General features: G+C 67.2%; 16 protein-coding genes and 1 tRNA gene. 7 read left to right on the top strand and 10 right to left on the bottom strand.

From position 1 onward, the window contains the following. Positions 1–73 precede the first annotated feature (73 nt). Positions 74–1414, top strand: coding sequence for an aminoglycoside phosphotransferase (locus tag LPW41_RS10875; RefSeq protein WP_230704801.1), 1341 nt, complete (start codon positions 74–76; stop codon positions 1412–1414). Positions 1415–2461: 1047 nt separating this feature from the next. Here LPW41_RS10875 and LPW41_RS10880 read toward each other — a convergent pair. Then, a complete protein-coding gene (locus LPW41_RS10880; RefSeq protein ID WP_230704802.1) occupies positions 2462–3688 on the bottom strand; it encodes a CDP-glycerol glycerophosphotransferase family protein in 1227 nt (408 codons plus the stop codon). A 43-nt stretch (positions 3689–3731) separates the two neighbouring features. Between LPW41_RS10880 and LPW41_RS10885 the strand changes: the two genes are divergently transcribed. After that, the gene (locus LPW41_RS10885) at positions 3732–4814 is read left to right on the top strand and encodes a glycosyltransferase family 2 protein (protein WP_230704803.1); all 1083 of its coding nucleotides are present in this window, start codon (positions 3732–3734) and stop codon (positions 4812–4814) included. 481 nt (positions 4815–5295) lie between these two features. Next, positions 5296–5631, top strand: coding sequence for a GIY-YIG nuclease family protein (locus LPW41_RS10890; RefSeq protein WP_230704804.1), 336 nt, complete (start codon positions 5296–5298; stop codon positions 5629–5631). 119 nt (positions 5632–5750) lie between these two features. Here LPW41_RS10890 and LPW41_RS10895 read toward each other — a convergent pair whose 3' ends face one another. From LPW41_RS10895 to LPW41_RS10910, 4 genes are all read right to left on the bottom strand, one after another. After that, complete coding sequence (locus tag LPW41_RS10895; RefSeq protein ID WP_230704805.1) at positions 5751–6287, bottom strand: hypothetical protein; 537 nt, start codon at positions 6285–6287, stop codon at positions 5751–5753. Between the two features lie 1166 nt (positions 6288–7453). Continuing rightward, the gene (locus LPW41_RS10900; RefSeq protein ID WP_230704806.1) at positions 7454–8902 is read right to left on the bottom strand and encodes a CDP-glycerol glycerophosphotransferase family protein; all 1449 of its coding nucleotides are present in this window, start codon (positions 8900–8902) and stop codon (positions 7454–7456) included. Continuing rightward, a complete protein-coding gene (locus LPW41_RS10905; protein ID WP_230704807.1) occupies positions 8899–10143 on the bottom strand; it encodes a CDP-glycerol glycerophosphotransferase family protein in 1245 nt (414 codons plus the stop codon). The genes LPW41_RS10900 and LPW41_RS10905 overlap by 4 nt, the downstream gene beginning before the upstream one ends. A gap of 62 nt (positions 10144–10205) precedes the next feature. Then, entirely contained in the window at positions 10206–11720 is a 1515-nt protein-coding gene (locus LPW41_RS10910) for a S1C family serine protease (RefSeq protein ID WP_230704808.1), read from the bottom strand. A gap of 1064 nt (positions 11721–12784) precedes the next feature. Here LPW41_RS10910 and LPW41_RS10915 point away from each other — a divergent pair. The 3 genes from LPW41_RS10915 to LPW41_RS10925 all read left to right on the top strand — a co-directional run bounded on the left by LPW41_RS10915 (position 12785) and on the right by LPW41_RS10925 (position 15529). Further along, a complete protein-coding gene (locus LPW41_RS10915) occupies positions 12785–13756 on the top strand; it encodes an acyltransferase (protein ID WP_230704809.1) in 972 nt (323 codons plus the stop codon). 195 nt (positions 13757–13951) lie between these two features. Further along, positions 13952–15157 (top strand): aminotransferase class I/II-fold pyridoxal phosphate-dependent enzyme, encoded by a 1206-nt coding sequence (locus tag LPW41_RS10920; RefSeq protein ID WP_230704810.1) that lies wholly within the window; start codon positions 13952–13954, stop codon positions 15155–15157. A gap of 153 nt (positions 15158–15310) precedes the next feature. Further along, positions 15311–15529, top strand: coding sequence for a hypothetical protein (locus LPW41_RS10925; RefSeq protein WP_230704811.1), 219 nt, complete (start codon positions 15311–15313; stop codon positions 15527–15529). A 34-nt stretch (positions 15530–15563) separates the two neighbouring features. Here the strand turns inward: LPW41_RS10925 and LPW41_RS10930 are convergent, their stop codons facing one another. Together LPW41_RS10930 and LPW41_RS10935 are read right to left on the bottom strand one after the other, a co-directional pair. Continuing rightward, entirely contained in the window at positions 15564–16370 is an 807-nt protein-coding gene (locus LPW41_RS10930; RefSeq protein ID WP_230704812.1) for a carbon-nitrogen hydrolase family protein, read from the bottom strand. Continuing rightward, the gene (locus LPW41_RS10935; RefSeq protein ID WP_230704813.1) at positions 16367–16864 is read right to left on the bottom strand and encodes a DUF6328 family protein; all 498 of its coding nucleotides are present in this window, start codon (positions 16862–16864) and stop codon (positions 16367–16369) included. Before LPW41_RS10935 ends, LPW41_RS10930 begins: the two co-directional genes overlap by 4 nt. 83 nt (positions 16865–16947) lie before the next feature. Here LPW41_RS10935 and LPW41_RS10940 point away from each other — a divergent pair. Then, positions 16948–17021, top strand: a tRNA-Met gene (locus tag LPW41_RS10940). 518 nt (positions 17022–17539) lie between these two features. Here the strand turns inward: LPW41_RS10940 and LPW41_RS17075 are convergent. The 3 genes from LPW41_RS17075 to LPW41_RS10955 are packed head-to-tail and all read right to left on the bottom strand — an operon-like array spanning position 17540 to position 21521. Further along, positions 17540–18544, bottom strand: a complete 1005-nt coding sequence (locus LPW41_RS17075) for a glycosyltransferase family 4 protein (RefSeq protein WP_230704814.1) — start codon at positions 18542–18544, stop codon at positions 17540–17542. Continuing rightward, positions 18541–20526, bottom strand: coding sequence for a glycosyltransferase (locus LPW41_RS10950; RefSeq protein WP_230704815.1), 1986 nt, complete (start codon positions 20524–20526; stop codon positions 18541–18543). The genes LPW41_RS17075 and LPW41_RS10950 overlap by 4 nt, the downstream gene beginning before the upstream one ends. After that, a complete protein-coding gene (locus LPW41_RS10955) occupies positions 20526–21521 on the bottom strand; it encodes a polysaccharide pyruvyl transferase family protein (RefSeq protein ID WP_230704816.1) in 996 nt (331 codons plus the stop codon). The genes LPW41_RS10950 and LPW41_RS10955 overlap by 1 nt, the downstream gene beginning before the upstream one ends. Between the last annotated feature and the right edge of the window lie 7 nt (positions 21522–21528).

Raw genomic sequence — 21528 nt, forward strand, 5'->3', positions numbered from 1 at the left:
GGACCCATGTCATCGACACGGCGGGTCGCGCAAGTCCCGCGCGGCACGGAGCCGGGCGCGTTAGCCTCGCGACATGGGTGACCTCCTCGACCTGCTCGCCGTCTGGATGCCGCGTCAACGCTGGTATGGGACGAAGGGGCGCGATCCACAGCTCACGCTCGTGGCCGACTGGCCCCTCGACGACGCCGACGCGCGGCTGCTGCTCGTGCGCGACGACGCCGTGCAGCCCGCGATCGTGTACCAGGTTCCGGTCGCCGTGCGCGACGAAGGAACCGTGCTCCCGGGCAGTCTGATCGGCCCGGCCGCTGAGGGTCAGGTGTGGGCGGATGCCACGACCGACGACGCCTTCACCGCGGCGCTGTACTCGTGGGTAACCGTCGGCGGAGAAGTGGGTGAGGCGCAGAACGGCTTCATCGGCATCGCGCTGGCTTCCCCCGAGCAGCGCCCCGCGACGAAAGTCACCGCGCGCGTACTGAGCGGGGAGCAGTCGAACACGTCGCTGATCTTCCGGCCCGACGAGGGCGACGAGGGTGCTCCGGTGATCTGCAAGCTGTTCCGGCAGGTGAACCCGGGCATCAACCCCGACGTCGAGCTGCAGTCCGCCCTCGCTGCGGGAGGGGCCGCGTTCGTGCCGGCCGCGATCGGCGAGGTGCGCGGATCGTGGATCACGCCCGAGAATGTGCCGGTGAGCGGATCGCTCGCGTTCGCGCAGGAGTTCTTCGAGGGCGTCGAAGACGCGTGGCGCGTTGCCCTCGACGCCGCCGCCGCCGGTGAGGACTTCGCTGCGCGGGCCTACGCCCTCGGCGCGAGCGTCGCGGGCATGCACGTTTCGTTGGCCGAGCAGTTCCCGACCGTCGAGCCCGACGCGGCCGACCGCGCCGCCGTGGTCGGAGCGTGGGAGCGGCGTCTCGCGATCGCGCTGGCCGAGGTTCCGCAGCTGGAGCCGTACGCCGATCGCATCCGCGAGGTGTACGCCGCCGCCGCCGAGGCCGCGTGGCCGAAGCTGCAGCGCGTGCACGGCGACCTGCACCTCGGGCAGGTGCTCGACACTCCGCGCAACGGCTGGGTGCTGCTCGATTTCGAGGGCGAGCCGCTGCGTCCGATCCACGAGCGGCTCAAGCCCGACGTCGCCGTGCGCGATGTCGCCGGCATGCTGCGCTCGTTCGACTACGTCTCGGGCGCCGTGGCCGACGACGACGGAGCCGCCGTGCGCGCGTGGGTCATCGCCGCGCAGCAGGCCTTCCTGCAGGGATACGCCGAGACCGCGGGCCACGCTCCCGACGACCACGACCCGCTGCTCGCCGCGTTCGAGCTCGACAAGGCTGTCTACGAGGCGATCTACGAGACGCGCAATCGTCCGGATTGGGTGGGGATCCCGCTCGCCGCGATCGGGCGTCTGGCTCCGCTGGGCTGAGTCGCGAGGTGGCTGAGCCTGTCGAAGCCACCGGGGCCGGCTGTCACGCCAGGTGGCTGAGCCCGTCGAAGCCACCGGGGCCCGCTGTAACGCGAGGTGGCTGAGCCTGTCGAAGCCACCGGGGCCCGCTGTAACGCGAGGTGGCTGAGCCTGTCGAAGCCACCGGGGCCCTGCGGTCACGCGAGGTGGCTGAGCCTGTCGAAGCCACCGGGGCTGGCGGTGACGCCAGGTGGCTGAGCCCGTCGAAGCCACCGGGGCGCCGCGGTCACGCGAGGTGGCTGAGCCTGTCGAAGCCACCGGGTCCATCTGTCACGCCAGGTGGCTGAGCCTGTCGAAACCACCGGGCCACCGCGGGTCCCGGGCCCTTCGACAAGCTCAGGGACCTCTGCTGCGCGAGGTGGCTGAGCCTGTCGAAGCCACCGGGGCCGGCTGTCACGCCAGGTGGCTGAGCCCGTCGAAGCCACCGGGGCCAGCTGCCACGCGAGGTGGCTGAGCCTGTCGAAGCCACCGGGGCCACCGCGGGTCCCGGGCCCTTCGACAAGCTCAGGCACCTGGGCTGCGCCAGGGACCTGCGGGTACCGGGCCCTTCGACAAGCTCAGGGACCTGGGCTGCGCGAGGTGGCTGAGCCCGTCGAAGCCACCGGGGCGCCGCGGGTACCGGGCCCTTCGACAAGCTCAGGGACCTGGGCTGCGCCAGGGACCTGCGGGTACCGAGCCCTTCGACAAGCTCAGGGACCTCTGCTGCGCCAGGTGGCTGAGCCTGTCGAAGCCACCGGGGCCACCGCGAGTACCGGGCCCTTCGACAAGCTCAGGGACCTCGGCTGCGCCAGGGACCTGCGGGTACCGGGCCCTTCGACAAGCTCAGGGACCTCTGCTGCGCGAGGTGGCTGAGCCTGTCGAAGCCACCGGGGCCACCGCGGGTCCCGGGCCCTTCGACAAGCTCAGGGACCTGGGCTGCGCCAGGGACCTGCGGGTACCGGGCCCTTCGACACGCTCAGGGACCTGGGCTGCGCCAGGGACCTGGGGGTACCGGGCCCTTCGACACGCTCAGGGACCTGTGTGGTGCCAGGTGTCCCAGCGCTGCATCAGCTCGGCGATCGCGGACTCGAAACGCTCCGTCGCGGCGCCCGGCGTCGTGTCGCCGAAGTAGTGCTGCACCCAATGCTCGAGGCGGCCAACCGCGTCGGGGTCGCCCAGCACGCGGTCGGCCTCAGCGACGATGGTTCCGGATGCCGCGGCATCCAGCCACTCGCACGCCGAGAGGTATCCGCTGTCGTCGACGAGGGCCTCGGGGTCGGTCGGCCGCGTGATCATCAGCGGCTTGCCCACGGCGAGCCGGTCGTAGACCATCGCCGAGATGTCGACGATCGCGAGGTCGGCCGCGGCGAGCTGCCAGCCGAGCTCCGCGCCGGTGTCGTGCACGTGATGGACGGCCGGGTCTGCGGTGTTGGCCGCCTTGAGCGCGGCGACGATGCGGGCGTTGGCGGCGCCGTAGGCGGCATCCACCACTCCCGAACGCGGGTGCGGTCGATAGATCACGCGATGACGCCCGGTGGCGAGCAGCGCCGTCACGAGGGCCTCACCGTGCGAGGCGATCGAGCCGTAGTGGGCCGAGGGGCGGTCGCCCTCCCAGGTCGGCGCGTACAGCACGACCGTGCGGTCGTCGGGCGCGTACGGCAACTCGCCCGAGTAGTGGTCGGCCTGCGGGCGGCCGATCGAGAACGTGCGGCGGTCGAGGTCGTAATCCCACAGCACGCGCGAAAGGCGATTTCGAGCGGCGTCACCGGCGACGAAGGCGTAGTCGTACGCCTTGTATTGGTTCGTCGACATGTACATCTTGTCGGACTCGCCGTGATTGATGAACACGTGCCAGCGCTGGCCGTAACGGAACATCTGGAAATTGCGGGTGTTCTGATTCACGTATAGAACAATGCGGATGTTCTGCTCGGCCAACACCTCTTCGACGGCATTGACGGTGGGCGCGTAGGCGATCGGCAGGGCATTGTCTTTCAGCAACGCGTCGGCTCCGCGAATAGCGCGGCTAATGACGACGACCGGCCATTTCTCGGCCAGCTTCTGCAATGGCGCGTACCACTGCCGCATTTGGTACATGTTGACCGCGCCGTCGGCGAAATACACCGCGATCTGGAACGTGCCGGTCGGCAACGGGCCACGCGCCTCGAGCGCACGGCGCAGGTCGCGGCGCGCATTGCGGGTGGCGAGGGCCTTTCGCAGCAGCCCCATGGCGAGTCGGGTATCGCGGACGAGGGGCATCGTTCCAGGGTACCGGCCAGGTGCCCCGTGAAAGGATCGACGGATGCCCCTCCCGACCCCCGGCGGAAGAGACGCGCCCGTACCTGCCGATGACGCCGGCGTGAGCTTCATCATGCCCGTGCTGAATGAGGCCCGATATCTGCGGCGTTCGGTGGCATCCACGTTGTCGCAGGAGGTCCCGGGACCGGTCGAGATCGTGCTCGCTCTCGGACCGTCGACGGATGCCACGAACGTCATCGCCCGCGAGCTCGCGGCATCCGATGATCGCATCGTGCTGATCGAGAATGCGGCAGCCGACATTCCGGTGGGACTGAATCTCGCCATTGGTGCGAGCAGGTATCCGACGATCGTGCGCGTGGATGCGCATTCCGAACTCGCACCCGGATACACGCGCCGCGCCCTCGACACCCTGCGCCGCACGCGCGCCGCCAACGTCGGCGGGGTGATGAGCGCCGACGGGCGCTCGCCCTTCCAGCGCGCTGTCGCGCGCGCCTACAACTCCCGCGTGGGCCTCGGCGGCGGCGCGTATCACGGCGGGTCGCATGAAGGTCCGGCCGAGTCGGCGTACCTCGGCGTGATGCGCCGGGCCGTGCTCGATGAGGTCGGCCTGTTCGACGAGAGCATCCGCCGCGGGGAGGACTGGGAGCTCAACCTGCGCATTCGCCGCGCCGGCTACCGCGTCTGGTTCGACCCGACCCTGTCGGTCGTCTACTGGCCGCGCGAGAGCTGGACGCGGCTCGTGCGGCAGTTCCGTGCCACGGGCGCGTGGCGGGGCGAGCTCGTGCGCCGGTACGGCCGCGGCAATTCGTTGCGTTACTTCGCGCCGCCGGCGTTGCTCGCGGCATCCGGGATCTCGGTCGTCACCGCCGTGGCCCAGGTCGCGCGCCGCCGGGGCGGGCCCGCATCGCTGCTGCACCTGCCCGTCGCCGCGTACGCCGCGCTGATCGCCGTCGTCGCGCTCGGCCGGGGCGGAGGCCGCGGGTGGCGGGACAAGGCGTGGACCGCCGCCGTGCTGCCCTCGATGCACGTGTCGTGGGGCGCGGGATTCGTGTGGGCGCTGTTCCACGGCGCGCGCGACACGGTCGACACCTCGCGCCTGCGCGGGCGGAATACCCCGCTGCCGTAAACCCCGGTCCCTGAGCCTGTCGAAGGGACCGGGGCCCCGCGTAACACAGGTCCCTGAGCCTGTCGAAGGGCCCGGGACCCGCAGTGACCCCGGTGGCTTCGACAGGCTCAGCCACCTCACGCAGCACAGGTCCCTGAGCTTGTCGAAGGGCCCGGGAGCCGCAGAATGCCCGGTGGCTTCGATAAATTCAGCCACCTCGCGTTGCGCAACCCGCTGTCCCGGCGGCTTCGACAGGCTCAGTCACCTCACGCAGCACAGGTCCCTGAGCTTGTCGAAGGGCCCGGGAGCCGCAGTGACCCCGGTGGCCTCGACAAGCTCAGCCACCTCGCGTTGCGCAACCCGCGGTGACCCCGGTGGCTTCGACAGGCTCAGCCACCTCGCGTTGCGCAACCCGCTGTCCCGGTGGCTTCGACAAGCTCAGCCACCTCGCGTTATCCACAGGCTCCCCCGCGTGAGGGGGCAGCCGTGACAGCATCGGCGGATGCCCTGGACCTACATCCTCGAGTGCCGCGGAGGCGCGTTCTACGTCGGAAGCACGGGCCGCGAACTCGAGAGTCGCGTCTGGGAGCACAACCACGACGATCAGATGGCCGCGAACTTCACGCGAAAGCGCAGGCCTGTGCGACTCGTGTATGCCGAGTGGTTCGACGCGGTCGAGCTGGCATTCGAGCGAGAGAAGCAACTGCAGGGCTGGCGGCGTGAGAAGAAGCTCGCGCTCATCGCCTCGCAGTGGGAAGACCTGCCGGGGCTCTCGCAATCAGGCAAGGGACCGGTGGCTTCGACACGCTCAGCCACCTCACGTGACGAAGGTCCCTGAGCTTGTCGAAGGGACCGGGACCCCGCAGTGACCCCGGTGGCTTCGTCAGGCTCAGCCACCTCGCCTTACGCACCCTCCCGGCGGCTTCGACGGCTCAGCCACCTCGCGTTGCGACGGGCTCAGCCGACGGGCACCACCGACACCGCGTAGATCGTCGGCGCTCCCTCCAGCGACAGCGAGACCTCGAGACCCGTCTGCGCGGTCTGCACGCCGAACGCGACGGTCGAGTTGTCGCACTCGAGAGGCCCTGCGGCGGGAGCGGCGTCGATCTCGCCGGCCGTCACGGTGATGGTTCCCTCACCGCGGCACGCGATCTGCGCCTGGTAGTCGCCCGGCGGCAGCGAGGTGAATGACGTGAGCATGTTCGGGGAGGTGTTCTGGCTCATCCAGCCCGAGAGCGTCCCAGCCCCCTCACCGGGCTCCGGCGCGGGCACGGCGGTGTTCGCCCAGTCGCTGATGCCCTCAGCGGGTATCGGCAGCGCCGCTTCGTCGCGCTCGATGTCGGCGTCGGCGGTCGAGGTCGGCGAGGCCGAGGGCAGGGCCGTCATCTCGACGGGAGTCGGAGTCGCGGCATCCGACTCCCCCGCGGTGCATCCCGCGAGCGATACCGCCGCAACGACGATGACGGCGATGCGTGCTTTTCTCGTCGTATCCATCGCTCCAGCCAATCAGACAGGGCAGCGAGGTCTCGGAACACTGCGCGGATACCCAGGGCGGGAGGTGCGGCCCCGGCGTCCATGGTGGAGGGGCGGATGCCGTGCGGCAGAGGTCCCTGAGCTTGTCGGTGGCAAGGTCCCTGAGCCTGTCGAAGGGCCCGGGACCCGCAGTGACAGAGGTCCCTGAGCCTGTCGAAGGGACCGGGACCCGTGGCGACAGAGGTCCCTGAGCCTGTCGAAGGGACCGGGAACCACGGTGACAGAGGTCCCTGAGCCTGTCGAAGGGACCGGGAGCCGTGGTAACAGAGGTCCCTGAGCCTGTCGAAGGGCCCGGGACCCGTGGTAACAGAGGTCCCTGAGCCTGTCGAAGGGACCGGGAACCACGGTGACAGAGGTCCCTGAGCCTGTCGAAGGGACCGGGAACCACGGTGACAGAGGTCCCTGAGCCTGTCGAAGGGACCGGGAACCACGGTGACAGAGGTCCCTGAGCCTGTCGAAGGGACCGGGAGCCGCAGTGGCCCCGGTGGCTTCGACAGGCTCAGCCACCTCGCGTCGCAGCCACCTCGCCTTACGCCCACCCCCGGTGGCTTCGACAGGCTCAGCCACCTCGCGTCGCAGCCACCTCGCCTTACGCCCACCCCCGGTGGCTTCGACAAACTCAGCCACCTCGCGTCGCAGCCACCTCGCCTTACGCCCACCCCCGGTGGCTTCGACAAACTCAGCCACCTCGCGTCGCAGCCACCTCGCCTTACGCCCACCCCCGGTGGCTTCGACAGGCTCAGCCACCTCACGTCCCGCAGTCCCCCGGTGGCTTCGACAAGCTCAGCCACCTCGCCTACCCGCCCGCCCCCGGTGGCTTCGACGGGCTCAGCCACCTCGCGTCGCAGCCACCTCGCCTTGCGCAAACCCCCGGTGGCTTCGACAAGCTCAGCCACCTCACGTCGCAGCCACCTCGCCGTACGCACTCCCCCGGTGGCTTCGACAAGCTCAGCCACCTCGCCTACCCGCCCGCCCCCGGTGGCTTCGACAGGCTCAGCCACCTCGCCTTACAGCCGGCCCCGGTGGCTTCGACAAGCTCAGCCACCTCGCGTCGCAGCCACCTCGCCTTGCGCACTCCCCCGGTGGCTTCGACAAGCTCAGCCACCTCGCGTCGCGGCCACCTCGCGTCACCCTCGCGACACGAACCCCTGGTCCAGCAACCGCGCAACCACACGCTCCGCCGCCCGCCCGTCGTCCCGCGGAGCGAACAACGCGCGAAAACGCGAGTACCGTTCGGCGAAGATCGCCGGGTCGACCTCGGCGAGCGCGCGCTCGAGGTCGGCCTGCGAGCGCACGACGGGTCCGGGGGCGAGGTCGAGCAGGTCGAAGTAGAAGCCGCGCAGTTCTCCGCGGTAGTGCTCGAGGTCGGGAACGAGGAAGTACATCGGCTTGCCGGTGATGGCGAAGTCGAACATGACCGACGAGTAGTCGGTGACGAGCGCGTCGGCCGCGGCGAGCAGGGCCGCGGTGTCGGGGAACCCGGTGACGTCGATGACGCGGGGGCCGGCGGCGTCGGTTCCGGGCAGCAGGGTGCGGGTGTGTCCGCGCACGAGCACGACGGCGTCGGCGGAGCGGGCAAGCGCTGCGGGGTCCACGAAGTCGACCATGCGTTCGCGGTCGTCGCGCCAGGTGGGGGCGTAGAGCAACACGCGCTCCTCGTCACCGATCCCGAGCCGGCGCCGGGTCTCCGGGCCCCAGGCCGAAGACGAAAGCGAATCATCGCGCGGATACCCCTCGACCCAGATCGGCCGCCCCACGAACGCGTACGCCTTCGACAACACCCGCGCGGCGTAGGGGCTCTGCGCGAGCAGCACGTCCCACCGGCGGCTCTCGCGCACCACGGCGAGCGCGCGGCGCGGGTCGAAGCCGGGCCGGTGCAGGGCGAGGCGCTTGAGCGGGGTGCCGTGCCAGGTCTGCAGCACGCGCTGTCCGCGGCGGCGCACGAACCGGCGCCGCAGCCAGTCGTTGACGACGAGCAGGCGCGAGACTCCGCGGGCGCGCCACCACTCGGGGCTGCCCTCGACGACGGCGATGGCGCCCTCGGGCACCTCGACCGAGAGGTCGACGACACTCCAGTACCGGGTGACGGCGGGGGCGATGCGGGCGAGCTCGCGGTCGATGGCGAGCGGGTTGCAGCCGGCGGTGCGGCCGTAGAAGCTCTCGAAGAACACGGCGTTCTCGAGCGGTTCGCGCTTTCCTCCCACGTACCGGCGCTCGATGGCGGCGCGACCCTCCCCCGTCACGTACACCGGGTCGACCGGGGCGGCGATGCTCACGACACCGTGGCTCAGCGCGGCACGCAAGCCGGGCACGGCGGTGTCGGCGAGCGTGAGGTCAGAGATATCGGCATCCGGGACCTCCAGGCGGTACTCCCCCGACGGCAGGGGCAGCGGTGCGCCACCCCACCGCGCGGCCTGCAGCGGAACCACGGCACGCCAGGTGCGACCGCGCCCGTGCAGGCGGGCGCTGACGCGGGCGCGGGATCCGACGAGGTCGACGGATGCCGGGCGGGCACCCGTTCCGCTCAGTTCGAGGGCGGGTGTGCCGGCGTCGTCGAACAGGCGCGCGTCGGTCATCGGGGATCAGTCCTCCCTAGGGAAACGAGCCGCGACCGGATCACCCGGTACACGCGCTCGGCGTTCCGCCCATCTCGGTGGGCGTGCACGGCGGCACTGCGGCGTTCGGAGGCCGCGATGGCATCCGTGGGATCGGTCAGCACCTCGGCGAGCAGCGACAGCGTCTCGTCCCACGTGCGACCGAACCGCTCCCCCGCGACATCCGCGTAGGTGCCGTACAGGCCTCGGCGGGCGGTGTAGGCCTCGAGGTCGGGGGCGAAGAACACCACCGGCAGCGGCACGAGAGCCGCATCGAACGCGAGCGAGGAGTAGTCGGTCACCAGCACGTCGAGTCCGGGCAGCAGGGGGGTGACGTCGGCGACCAGGTCGCTGCCGAGCAGGCGGATGCGGTCGCTCTCCCCCGGCGCGCGGTACTCCCCCGCCCCCAGCGGGTGCGAACGCACGAGCAGCATCGCGTCGTGGGTGTCGAGAAGATCCCGGATGCCGTTCCACTCGGCGATCGTCGGCACGGCGGGGTCGGCTGCTCCGTCTCTCCAGGTGGGGGCGTACAGCACGATGCGGCGGTGGCCGAGCGGCATCCGGAGCACTGTCGACAAGGCGGTGCGCGCACGCTCGCGACGTTCGGCGGGCGTTCCGGTCGAGAGCACGTCGACGCGCGGCTCCCCCGTGACGGGAACGCTGGCATCGCTCAGGCCGAAGGCGCTCTCGAGGCGTCCGCGCACGAGGTGCGAGGCGGCCGGCAGCACCGCGATGCGCCGCGTGGCCCGCCGGTACAGGTGCGCGAGCACGGGCTGCAGCAGCCGCGGAAGCACGGGGGCGCGCGTGGTCTCGGGTGAATCGAGGCCGATGCGCTTGAGGGGAATGCCGTGCCACAGCTGCACGAGCAGCGCTCCGTGTTCGGCGTAGCGCTGGGCGTCGCCGAAGCCGTGGGTCACGACGATCACGCGGGCCCGGGCCGTGCGCCAGAACCCGCGCAGCGAGTCATGGAACACGTACCGGATGCCAAGCCTCGAGGCCTCGCGCGCCTGGGTCTCCTCGGCGACGAGCCAGGTGGTCTTCTCGCCGTGGGCGTCGGCGACGCGGTGCAGGGCGAGGGCTCCGTCGGCGATGCCGACCGCGCAGCCGAACACCCATTCGTCGCGCGAGCGCGGCACGACCGCGGTCACGAGGCGACCGGCGAGGTAGAGCGGGATGCGGCGGAGTTTTCTCGCGTTTCCCGCACCGAACGAGAAAGACGCCACCCCTCGAGCCTATCGCGGGGTGGCGTCCGGCCCCGAAGGGGGCTGCCTGAAGAAGTGCCGGATCAGCTGGTGGGCATGGAGCCCAGAGTGACCTCGACGGTCTTCTCCTGACCGTTGCGGTTGTAGGTGACCTCGGCCTTGGAGCCCGCGGCCAGCGCGCGCACCTGGGCGGTGAGGTCGATCGAGTTGGTGATGGGCACACCGTTGAACTTGGTGATCACATCGCCCTTGGCAAGACCGGCGGATGCCGCGGCTCCACCGCTCTGCGCCTCGGCGACGTAGGCACCGGTCGTGGTCGCGCCCTGGATTGACGCGGCATCCTGAACCGACGCACCGAGCAGACCGTGGGTGGCGGAGCCGTTGTCGATGATCTCGGTCGAGATGCGCTTGGCGATGTCGGACGGGATCGAGAAGCCGACGCCGATGTTGCCCGACTGGCCACCCGACGACGAGCCGCCGGCGCTGGCGATGGCGACGTTGATGCCGATGAGCTTGCCGTCGCTGTCGACGAGGGCGCCACCGGAGTTTCCGGGGTTGATGGCGGCGTCGGTCTGGATGACGGCGATCTTGATCGTCTGGCTCGCCGACTGCTGCTGCTGGCCCTGGCCGAAGTCGAAGCGGAACGGGCTCTCGCCCTCGCCCTGACCCTGGTCTTGCTGCGAGTCGCTGCCATCGCTGGGAGCTGCCGACGAGGCGACCTGGATCGAGCGGTTGAGCGCGCTGACGATACCGGTGGTCACCGTGTTCGGCAGGTCGAGCGGAGCGCCGACGGCGATGGTGTTGTCGCCGACGTTGAGCTTCGAGGAGTCGGCCCACTCGATCGGGGTGAGGCCCGAGGCGCCCTCGAGCTTGATGACGGCGAGGTCGTAGGTGGGGTCGGTGCCGACGACGGTGGCCTTGTAGACCTTGCCGTCGGAGGTCGTGACCGAGATGGTCGCGTTGCCGGTCTGGCCGTCGAGGGTGACAACGTGCGTGTTGGTGAGCACGTAGCCGTCGCTGCTCAGCACGACACCCGAACCGGTGCCGCCCGACGAGCCGCCCGTGGCGCTGATGGTGACGACGCTCGGCACGACCTTCGCGGCGACCGCCGAGGTGTTGTTGACGTCGTCGGGGTTGTTGACGGTGATCGCCGAGGGGCCGGCGGCCGCCGTGGTGCTCGAGCCGCCCCAGAGGTTGAGGCCGGCGTAGGTTCCGCCGAGACCGGCCGCACCACCCACGAGGGCGGCGGCGACGAGCAGGGCGGCGACGCGGGGGGCCGCGCTCTTTTTGCGGGGAGCCGCGGGGACTCCGTCGTGCAGCGGCATCGTGGGGTGGGCGGCGGTCGCACCGGGGCCGAAGGCCTGACCGGTGGGGCTCGTCGCACCCGACGGGGCCGAGGCGTATGCGCCCTGCTGCTGCGGGGCCGCGGTGTTGGGCGCCGGCGGGGGCCAGGCGGCGGCCGCGGCGGCGGGCGAGCGGGTCGGCATCGGCGGGATGCCGGCGCTCTGGGTGCCGGGCGTCTGCGCGCCGGTGTTCTGCGGGTCGGTGTAGCGGCTGTTGTCGTTACCCTCGGGACGGTTGTCCGTGGTGTCGCTCATGGTGATGCTCCTTCTTCCAGGCGCTTCTACGATGACCACCGATCCTGTGGGCCACCTATGACGGGTGTGAGCCGCCTCTATGGGTCTAGCAGGAAGGGGGTGGGTGGCATTCCCGGGTTGCGCTGGGGGGTTGCTGCGATACGGCCGGGGCAACTGCGTCGGGCTTCGCTATATCGCTGCAGAGCGACTGGGTGCAGCTCCGTGCCGCAATTTAGGGCCACGGAGGGAGATTGGTCGACTTCCTCCGACAGCACATAGGGCGAGTCAAACGGCGACCAGAACGTCACCGGTGCGGCCTACCAGCCGACCACGACGGCGACATCATCGCCGTGCGCAGCATCATTGGCGTCGCGACGCCGCTCCTCATCGGCGACATGGGTTCCCGAGTATCTCTCGACGGGCACACGCCTCGGAATTAGCGCCGTCACTGCCTTGGCCCCCAGCTGACCGAGAATGTGGGATTCGTCCCGCCACCCATGGCTTTCAATCAGCGCGACGGGAATCACTTCAACCGACCCGGTGGGGCGCGATCGCTTCGAACATGGCCAGGCATTCGCAATACCCTGCGTCGGCCTTCCTTCGGTCTCGGGACACGAGCCGCCAACCGATCCGACGCCTGACGTTCCAGTCGCGAGCAGTTAGGTGTACCTTCTTCGAGAAGTCAATCGGCGGCACACGGGCCCAGCCCTTCGCGTTCGTCGATCGTCATACGACGCCTCGGCGGTCTTCCAGCTTGCAAGCAGAGCGCTCGACGCCCGGGGCCCGCTTCCTCACTACGGCTCGGAACTGGCTACGTCACGCGCTGGTACGACCAGCCGAGTGACGGGCAGAACATCGCGCAGGTGACCGCTGTGGCCCGGCCGCGCATTGTGACCGCCGGCGCGCTCGTTCTGTCCGTGTGGGAGCAAGTTTGCAGTGCAGTTCGACGGCTGCACGACGTTCTGTTTACGAGTCATCGAATGCGTCGCTCAGCGGGAGCGAACGGCACGGCAGTTATCATGCGAACGAACGCACGGCCTTCCAGCGGCATACTGATGCGTGTGGCAGCAGCTCGATATGACTGGATGGACGTTCTGCGCGGAACCGCGATAGGGCTGGTAATTATCAACCACTCGATTCTCTTCGCGGGACAACAGGGCGACCTGCCCGAACCCATCGAGGCATTCAACTCTGTCTTCGCGCCCGTTCGTATGCCCCTCATGGTGTTCCTGTCAGGCTTGCTGGTCGCTCCCTCCTTACGGAAAGGGTGGCGGCAGTACACGGTCGGAAAGCTGCGCCGCATCCTCTGGCCCTATCTCGTCTGGTCCGTAATCGTTGTCGGGATCGACTCCGCCACCGACCTCGCCACCGGGGGCGGCGTTCCGTGGGGCGACTGGCTCCGGGTGCTCTACTCGCCCCTAGCCCACCTCTGGTTCCTCTATTACCTCCTGGCCTACTACGCGATCGCCCTGATCACGCGAAAGATGAACGCTCTCGTCGTCGCCACGGTCGCCCTCGGTGCCTGCGTGTTCGCTCCGGATGACAGTTGGTCGCGCTTCCTCCTCCTACTCGCAGCCTTCATGGCCGGGAAGTGGGTGTCAGACCGCCCACAGCGTCTCGAGGCCGCCATCGCCCACCCGATTGTGGTAATCCTGGCGAGCGCGGTTTTCGCAGTCGGGGCTGCAGTCGCGGTTGCCGGCGTCGACCTGCGATACGAAGCCGTGTCCGCACCGCTCGTCGCTGGCGGCGTTATCGCTGCGATCGCAGCCTCTCAGAGGATCCAGCACGCGAGGGCGCTTCGGCCCGTCAGGTTCGTCGGCCGGTTCAGTCTCGTCTTCTACCTCTCCCACTGGTACGGCGTGATCGTCGCCGTGCAGCTTGCGGATCGAGTAATCGGTAATCCGCTGGCGACGTTTGCCGCGGGTGTCCTCGGTGGCACCGCGGCTGGGGTCGCACTCGCATGGGTTGTTCGACTCGTTCCGCCCGTAAACGCCCTGTTCGAGTTCCCTCGCCGAGCAGCGCTCCGTCGCAATAATGTCAACGCGGATCGGGTCTGACAGGGCAGCATCATTCGAGCAGATTGCGCTGGGGCAAGTGTCTGCGCTCGCAGCCCACCTAATCAGTTACCAGATTTGTCGTGCGTCGCGTAGCTAAATGTCTGCGGGGGCGCACAGGGGATTGATTCAGTAACTGCACTCGGCGTTGAGGATAAACCGCCGTAGGGGCCGGAGCCGTGCGGCATCCTTGATTCCATGCAGCACATCTCCGGCGCCTGGCAGCGCACCGCTCGCGGCGCGGGCCTTCTCTCCGCCGACGGCACGACCGTTCCCACGATCTTCGCTGGGATGAGCGCACTGGCAGCCTCGACCGGCGCCATCAACCTGGGCCAGGGATTCCCCGACGAAGACGGCCCGGCGCCGGTGCTCGACGCGGCGCGCAAGGCCATCGCCGACGGCGTCAACCAGTACGCACCTGGGCGTGGGTTCCCCGACTTGCTCGCCGCGGTCGCCGAGCACCAGAAACGCTTCTACGGCATCGAGCTCGACCCCACCCGCGAGGTGCTGATCACCGTCGGCGCGACCGAGGCGCTCGCCTCGACGCTGCTCGCGCTCATCGACGGTCCCGACGACGAAGTCGTCGTCTTCGAGCCGTACTACGACTCTTACGCCGCCTGCGTCGCGCTCGCCGGAGCCACCCTCGTGCCGGTGCCGCTGCGCTGGCCAGACTTCCAGCCCGACCTCGAACAGCTGGCAGAGGCCGTCACCGACCGCACACGCGTGATCCTCGTCAACGACCCCCACAACCCCACGGGCACCGTGTTCTCCCGCGAGGTACTCGACGAGGTCGTCCGCCTCGCCCATCAGCACGACGCGATCATCGTGACCGACGAGGTCTACGAGCACCTTGTGTTCAACGGACCGCACGTGCCGATTGCGACGCTCCCGGGTGCGGCCGGGCGCACGCTGACCATCTCATCGGCAGGCAAGACGTTCTCGCTCACGGGCTGGAAGACCGGATGGGTCACCGGCCCCGCCGACCTCGTCACCGCCGTGCTCGCCGTCAAGCAGTACCTGACCTATGTCGGCGGCTCGCCGTTCCAGCCGGCCATTGCCACCGGCCTGCGACTGCCCGACCAGTTCTTCGCCTCGGTCGCGTCTGAGATGGCAGCGAAGGCGGCATTGCTCGGCACGGGGCTCCGAGCGGCTGGCTTCGATGTGTCGACTCCTGCCGGGTCGTACTTCACGGTGGTGGATGCCGCTCCCCTCGGCGCCACCGACGCTGACGCGTTCTGCCGCGAGCTGCCCTCGCGCGCCGGGGTGGTGGGCATCCCCCTCACCGCGTTCGTCGCCCCCGCGCACCGCGACGACTTCGCCACGCTCGTGCGCTTCGCCGCCTGCAAACGCGTCGAGGTGCTGGCGGAGGCCGCGGAGCGTCTCGCGGGAATGTCGCGAGCCTGAATCTCACGGGTGAACGGGCGGGTGAACGAAAAAACCCGCATACGTGTTCGCAACGTCACAGACACCTGGGGCGCAACATCCGGGTGGTACTTTCAGCGCAAAACCGCCGGAAACTCGCCGGGCGGTTCGCCGAATAGCCGACGAATGTAGAACATGTCTCGTAAACGAAACGATCTCGCCGCTCGTTCTGTCCGCATCACCGAGCTGTATGGCAAAGACCTCCGCTGGACCAACGCCGAGCGTGGCCTTCGACTCACCCCTGAAGCCGTCGCGCGGCTCACCTCCGAGGGCTACACCATGGCCACCGTGCGCACCGGAATTTGGCGCACGCGCCGCGTCTCGCTGCTGCGTCTCGAGCAGAAGCAGCACTGACAGCAGCGGGGCACTCCCCGCCCCGCATCACCGCTCAGCGTGGCGTGACGCGGTACCGACGCAGCTCAAGAGCGGGGTTTACGCGCCGCACGCGCGCGATGACATCCGGATCCACGTGCGCGACCGCCACATCGGTGGCCGTGCCCACCTGAGCCAGCACGACACCCTGCGGGTCGACGACCATCGAGTACCCCACTCCGAGGGGCGGCGGGTGGTCGGCTGCAGCGACGAAGAACGTGTTCTCGATCGCGCGGGCCTGCAGCAGGGTTCGCCAATGGTGTTCCTTCAGCGGCCCGCGCACCCACTCCGCCGGTACGAGCGCGACGTCGACGCCGGCATCGGCGAGCGTTCTCGCTACCTCGGGGAACCTCAGGTCGTAACAGGTCATGAGCCCGAATCGCAGTCCGTCGAGCTCGAACGTCTGCGGCGGCGAGATTTCACCCGGCTCCACCCAGTCCGATTCGCGTTGCCCGAACGCGTCGTAGAGGTGCAGTTTGCGGTAAGCACTCCGGATGCCGTCGGCCCCCACCGCCACCACAGCGTTGCGCACCCGTTTGCCGTCGTCGGCCTTCTCGAGCAGCCCTGCGACCACGACGACTTCGAGCTCTGCCGCCAAGGCGGTGAGGTGACGAACGAAGGGCCCATCGAGGTCCTCGGCGTTGGCGGCGAGCGAGTCGTCGAAGGGGTCGACGAAGTAGCTCGAGTACTCGGGGAAGACGACCACTCGAGCACCGCGTGCAGCGGCTGTGCGCGTCGCCTCGTCGATGTCGGCCAGGTTCGCTTCGCGCGACGCGGCGGGAGCGAACTGCGCGACGGCGATGCCCACAGATTCGTGACTCATCGAATGCTCTCCCTCCCCCGGCGACGGACGAAGACCGGCACCACGATCCACAGTACGAGGATGACCACTCCCAGCACGACTCCGGCGATCACCCCCGCGACGAGACCGATGACCACGTCGAAGACAAACGCCACGACGCCGACGAGCAGCAGAGACACCAGCGCCAAGGCTGCACGCAACGCGTTGTGCCCCACGCGGACGAGAGCGGGCTTCACCTGCAGGTGGAAAACCGCACGGTGCAAAGCGACCGGAGCGAGCGCCACAACGGCGCTCAGGGCCGCCAGGCACACCAGCACGAGGTAGAACGACCGCTGCGCGGCATCGAGCTCAGTGAAAGCGGCCTGGAACGCCAGCGCCAAGAGGAAGCCCGTGAGGATCTGCGTACCCGTCTGCAGCACTCGAAGTTCCTGCAGAATCTCGCTCCAGTTGCGATCGGCGCGCTGCGCAGGCGTTTCTGGCCGTCCGTCGTCGAGATCGTCGAAACTGTTGCTCACCTGCCTATTCTCTCGCGACACTCCCGGGCGGTGCGCCCGGATTTGCCATGGTGTTCATCTGTGGGTAATGTTTTCTCTTGTGCCGCGGGGTGGAGCAGCTCGGTAGCTCGCTGGGCTCATAACCCAGAGGTCGTAGGTTCAAATCCTGCCCCCGCAACAGAAAGAAGGGCCCCGGATCGAAAGATCCGGGGCCCTTCTAAGTTGGTTCGCGAGTGCCTCGACTGGGTTTCTCGATGCTTCGTCACGACGCGGGCGCTCGCCCGCCACTACGGTCGCAGCGTGATGATTACGTGATGCGTCAGGGTGGCCGTGAGCCCCCGCTGCATGGTGTTTCGCAACCAATGCACACAGGTGTTAGGAGATGCCGCCGTGGCACCGCGCACCTTCAGCGCACCGGTAGGTACGCACGTTTCGGACGGGCACCGCGGACGCGAATCGGTTTGCTGCGTGAGCACCCACTAATGACTCAGTCGAACGTCAGGTTGGTTGGAGGCGGGCCCCGGTTCGCTGGCGCGTGAGGATCGACCCCATCCGCCGCGGATCTTCTCGCTAGCTACCAGCCAACCCAGCTTGTGGAAGCACCAGATCGTACACGTCGAACGTAGAGGCCCCGCTATGTTGACGAGGCCCACTCAAACAGGGATTCACGACCCGGCAAGGCCGACTCGCTGCTCGTCAGCCACCCACCAGCTGCGTTATTCGATCAGCCATCCGAACACTTGAGTGCGCCCGAGTCACGCGCTCCCGCGCGCGCAATCCCATCTCCGCTCGACGTGCGGGATCTCGAAGCAAGCTGAGCGCGCCAGCGGCGAGCTGCGCAGCGTCGCCCTGCTTAGTGATCAAGCCAGTCACACCGTCCTCCACGTAGTCAGCCATCCCGGGCGAACCAGTGATCACAACAGGCCGGCGCATCGCCCCCGATTCGAGTGAAACCGTCATTCCAGAAACGTGCAGGTTAGGGCGTGTTGCGACCATCACCAGCGACGATTGACTGTAAGCGGAGCGCAACTCAACATGCGTTAAGTAGCGGACGACTTCCACGCCTTCCGGCGGTTCAAGAGTGCTCGAAGTTTGAACACGGAGTCTGACTGACGGCATGGCCTCCCGGATCAGAGCGAGTGCACGAAACAATGTCTCCGTGTCGCGGTCTCTATCGCCTCCCACGCTGAAGATGCAGGGTTCTGAGTTCTCTTCCACCCCGGACCAGAAAGACGTATCTACCCCGAATGGCACGAAGTGAACTCGCTCGCCTTCCATATTCAACCAGGATTGAATTGGCGCAACCTGCGCCGAGCTGAGGCACCACACAGCGTCCATCTTCCGTAGAGCATGCCGTTTCACCGCAAGCTCGAGTGGGCTACTGCGGCTCGCAAGCTCATCGGTGGCCCACACGATGCCGCTGGCCATGTACTCTCGAGGCTCGCTGAGCGCCATGCGGTATCCGACATTCTCGTCCCAGGCGATGCCGGCACCCACGGACGGGCGTTTACGGGCGAGCAACCCCGAGAAGGTCTGTGCTCGAGATAATGGCTGCAGCTGCTCGTAGCGCACCCGTCCGTCGAACAGACGGTTCAGACCGTAAGGCCAGCGGTCGGGCGCCTCGCCGCCTTCAAAACGCTTCTCCCACGACTCAACGTCGCGCGACGACGAAAAAAATACATCCACCAATCCGCCGCTCACTCTCCACCCCCGGCTCCGGTGAGCCACCGCTGAGCGACAACTCGCCCGTCACTGCTCGGCAAGCTGGAGAGCACGTCCTCTACCTGGAGGGGAGCGGTCACAGCCTTCTCGATGATTTCGGCGGTGTGTTCCGCAGTCGAGTCCGGTGCGATGGTGTGGTGCCCAAGCGCAGCCAGTTCCTCGGCGATCCCCGACTCCGTCGTTGTGACGACAGTACAACCGGCCGCCAGGGCTTCGATGATCGGGAGTCCCACCTGTTCTCTCCAGCCCGGTACTGGCTGCGAAAGCAGAATGGCTACGCGCGCACGAGAGTGCGCATCGGCAATCTCTGCGCGGCTCGGGCTTTCCCTTAGACGCACTCCCGGATATTGTCCCGCCCAGTCCTTGACCGATTCGAGGAGAGGCCCCTTACCCAATATCTCGAGACGAAGCGCGGGGAGGCGACGCGAGAGGACGTCCCACGCGCCCATCAACTGGGCAATTCCTTTTCGATCATCCAGCGCTCCTACGAATACAGCATCCACGTCACGTCTGTCCCCCACATCGGAGCGCGGCGCGGGGAGAGACGTAAAAAGACGGACACGACTGCTAGCGAAGACGCCGTAGCGGGCGTAATGGCGCAGCGCGCCCTCCGTTCCGAAAGCCAGCCGGGAATACTGCGAAGCAAGTACCGTCACCAGGCGATCTCCTATCGGAGCGAGGAAAGAGAACCGCCCGCGGGCCACTGCTTCGATTTGACTGCGGACCGGAAGATTCTCAATGCAGTAGGCCACCACTCTCAGACCTCGACGGCGCAGTCCCCAGGTTGAAATCAATACGCTCACTAGTTGGGGCCAAGCTCGCACCATCGCGGGTTCATTCAATTCCAATGTCCTCACCCCGTGGGCCAAAAGGAGCCTCGACAGTTGGAACACGTTTGCCTTGCGAACATTGTCACGTTGCGACACGAAAGCCGCATCAAGATCATAATTTAGTTCCGTATAGATGGTCAGGGCGGAACCAGCGGAGTCTCTTTCAAGGTGAGCCGAACGCAGAGTTTTGTAGTAACGGGCCACCTCATATTGCTTCGCGCCATAGGATGGCGGCCCCCCGAACAGGCCGTCTGCCAGACCTTTCAACGACGCCATCGCCTTTTTTAGCGGTGCGACATTTTCGCGCAGTGGCCGAAGGCAAAGTCGCAGGGTCTCCTCGATCGCCCCCGGTCGTATCAGATGTGCAACCGATCCAAATTCACGCGCTATTCTCACGCGATTCCGCTGCATGAAGTAATAGTAGACATCACTGCGCCCTTCCGGCGCATTACCGCTTCCGCCGACATGGTGCCATATGTTTGCGTCGCGAACGACTGACAGCCGAAGTCCGCGCTGCCTGGCTCGAAGAGATAGATCTAGGTCCTCCCAGTACAAGAAAAAGTCAGCGCGGAAGCCATCCAACTGGATCCACGTCGACAAACGAGCCATCGGAGCTGCGCCCGTCATGAACTCGGTAGACCAAATCTCTTCGCGGTCTCCCACTGGTCCGAAATCGTGCTGCGACCGGTATTTCACCCGGTCAAAAGTGCCCCCACTGAACCAAACGGATCGAGAGGACTCCAACCCTGTGTAAATGACGGGCGACACCATATCTGCGCGCCCACCCGCGATGACATCAGCAAGCGCTTGGGCAGCACCGGCCGTCACCGTCGTGTCTGGGTTCAGGACCCACACGAAAATCTCGTCCTCGTCGCCGCGGCTTCGCGCTAAAACGGCGTCCAATCCCCGATTCACGCCAGCACCAAAGCCCACGTTCGACTCCAGATCGACCTGCTCCGCCCATCCAGCGTGCTCCCGGAGTGCTCGCTCGAGAGCCACTCTTTGCTCTGGCGTCGAAAAATTGTCGACGACGACCACGGAGTCGGCTTCCCCCTTCAGACTCGCGAGGCAGGCGCCCACGTGGTCGGCACTGGCAAAGTTTACAATGACCGCGACGACTTTGTGCCTCATTATCCTGCAGCCTGTCCGTCACCCGTCGGCTCGAATCGAGCGGTGGAGAACAGGTGCGTGTACTCCCTGTAGATGGCCCCGATCTTCCCGTATGAGTTGTCGTACACCGTATGAGGGATCCCCATAAGCGCTGCGAGCACGTGAGCATGAAGACGATCGGTCGTCACATGAGAAGCCGATGAAAAGAGCTTCACGCCGCTTCGCAGATTGAGATTAGTCATCCGAAGATAGCCCCAGCGGAGAATTGCGGAAGCTCCGCGCTGTCGACGAATGACAGGGAAAATCCGAGCTAGCCGACCCGGCAGACGAACAAAGCGCCACGCCATCGACGAACCAAGCCGCAGGCCCCAGTCCCTCTCGACAGCACCCTCCGATGTAGTTTGACCGGCAATCGCCGCAGCCCTCTCTCGATCCCTTCTAGCCAGGACAACCTCCCGATGACGACTCGAACGCACCTCCGGCGGGGTCCATCCGAGCGCCATGTCGGGGCAGAATTCGACCCTGACGTCCGGCAAAAGTCGCCTCCCCCGTGCAATCGATTCGCTCTCTCGAAGCAGCAGGGTGAAGTCCGGGTGCTGAGCCAGTAAATCGTTCGTTCGTTGAGCGTTGGCCTCCGAGTCGAACGACACGGATTGCGGCAGGTGAATAATCCGATGATGTGGGTTGGACTCGACCACATTCTCACGAAAAGCTTGGAACTCTGGCCAGATGTCACCAAAGTTTCCACCACCTTGGAGCAAGATAACCCCTGCCGGACCCAGCAGCCTATTGAGTTCGCTCTGGTCGAACCGGTGAATATCCGACATGTAGACGATATCAACCCCCATGCTCCGCAAGTACGTCAGTTCGCCTGCGAAAATCATCGAGTCGCCAACATTCTGATACGTGGGCACGTCAAGGAGAGCTACACGCGTCACTCCACCCAGATGCTCGAGCAGAATCTGACGCGTTTGGTCTCGGAGCGCCTGGAGCACTTCCCGATCCTTTTCGTTCATCTCAAAA

The organism is Microbacterium sp. JC 701, assembly GCF_021026215.1.
Lineage (GTDB): Bacteria > Actinomycetota > Actinomycetes > Actinomycetales > Microbacteriaceae > Microbacterium > Microbacterium algihabitans.